At 36.9% G+C, this 2013-nt stretch carries 1 protein-coding gene; it reads left to right on the forward strand.

The features are described 5' to 3' along the window. Positions 1-984 precede the first annotated feature (984 nt). Entirely contained in the window at positions 985-1224 is a 240-nt protein-coding gene (locus H2672_RS19005; RefSeq protein ID WP_186673957.1) for a hypothetical protein, read from the forward strand. Positions 1225-2013 lie beyond the last annotated feature (789 nt).

The raw sequence follows: 2013 nt of genomic DNA on the forward strand, positions 1-2013 counted from the left end.
TTTTTAATGATACTATTTTTCCTAGCTTTAGTTAATCCAGTCCCTTTTCGAAGGTGTATGGGTCGGTATTATAGTTCCAGCTGATTAGTATGGATATGAAGTGGTAGAGCTTTCTTTGCATGTGCCCCATAGTTTAAACGATTATGCCAGAAGTCTTCTTCCTCAACACAAAGCCTAGGTGGGAGAAGAATGTTTACCATTGACGTAATCCATAAAACCACGTAACAATTTGTTGATTGGTGCATTAAAAATGAAGTGAAAGAAGTGGAGTTTGGCGATGTGGACTGTGTTCGGTCCAACACATCCCGCTGTAAAGTGAAAAGGGATTGGCGTCGGACTACGAACCAAAACCATCGAATTAATTTTTTGGAAAAGCGTACGGATCTTTATCGTATAAATTAAAGGCAAAATTAATAAAGATTGATAACCACTAAGAAAACGTTACCTCGCAATAATGTTCTTGGTGTGCGAAAAGATGCAAAATGTCCCCGGGACTCTATAAATGTCTATGCGGCTATCAAAATCATCGCGATATTCTCGCTGCTGCTAATTTCTTGGCCAAAATAATTTGTGGAGAGATCAGTGAACTGGACTACAACTTAGAACACCCAAAGTATCTACAAATTGCTTAAGTGCAAGAAGTAGTCGACGGTTAGTCCAGATCATGCTTATCTTTGGATAAGCCGTTGCCTACTGTAATCGGCAAATATGATTCCTGTTATGGATCACAAAAGAGGGGTGTCACCCACTTATCTTGTTGGAACGCTTTTGTGTGGAATGATATTTCGGGGGAATCAATATCCTATTACTTTGCGTTTAAATAGTTGCTCAGTAAAACAGTGATCGAAGCTTCAGAAAACAAACCTATAACCTTCACTCAAAAATCGTTTAAGTAATTAGAGATAAGTATGCCGTGAAACAATTCGGCAGCTATGAATAACGTATTGAAAATAATTACTAGTGTATTTTGTTAAAGGTAAGTCAATGACTGTTTCAAAAGACACGATTTTGATTAAAAAAGTAGAATATGGACTTAAACTTTCAGATCTTTTAACAAAAAAGAAAAAGAAGAACCGGAAGGAGAAGTTTTTCAAGAAAAATAAAACAATTGTACCTCCTTGTCTAACAGAAGAAGACTTAGCTTTAACTAACCGTGTGGAGAAATGGAGCTTATTGGTTTTGACATTCCGTTCAGGTATCCGAATAAAATATTTCCACATATGAATTTAAAGTCGCTGGTGTTGATTTGATTGAAATATAGGTAGTGACTGTTGTAACTGAGGATAAAGCGTTATTGGTTTCTGGGCGAGCCAATAAACAACAAAAGAAATTGTTGCTTTTATAGAAGATGAAAAAGTAACACATTTTATAATTGGAAATATGTCCGGAATCAAAAGAAACACAGAGGGAAACAGCCAATAGAAATGAAAGAACACCGAAATAAGAAGACAACAACAACTCACTTTGTGGGATAGGGGAAGGATCAAACGAAAGTTGTCCCAGAAGGCAAAGCTAATTGGCACCGATGTTGAAGAAACTTTAGTCGTTCTGCTCACAAAACAGGAATTCAGCGTGATGTTAATTGCACATAAAATATTGCGCGCAAAAAACATCTGGTTTGGTATAAACAATTCGGTAATCCGAAGAAAAGTATCGCCATACGGATGGCGTAGTTGGTACAGACCTTGCCCTCTCGAAAGTCTTTTTTCTAACGAGGGTTGTTCGCCCAATTTCCGCCTCTGCATTTTTCTTTTGAAAAAGGAAAGTGGAATGTTTACCAAAACGACCCCCGTGGATTTAGTCGTGGAAGTGCTCAGTATAGAAGAGTTATAGAAAGTGGGAATGGAATTGTAAATCTGATATTGGGATTTCCAATTCATAGTTAAAGCGAGTGAGCAGATATTAATTGCCTAATAGACCGTAAATACATGAAAAGGCTACATAAAGCAGGCTAGCTTCAACTATGTCTAACAATACAAAAACTAATTTAAAATAAGTCTTGCATTTTATTAG

This window comes from Sporosarcina sp. BP05 (assembly GCF_014282005.1).
Taxonomy (GTDB): Bacteria; Bacillota; Bacilli; order Bacillales_A; family Planococcaceae; genus Sporosarcina.

Bases quoted from the DNA above. Each gene is read 5' to 3' on its own strand.
- H2672_RS19005 (WP_186673957.1), top strand. From the start codon at position 985: ATGACTGTTTCAAAAGACACGATTTTGATTAAAAAAGTAGAATATGGA.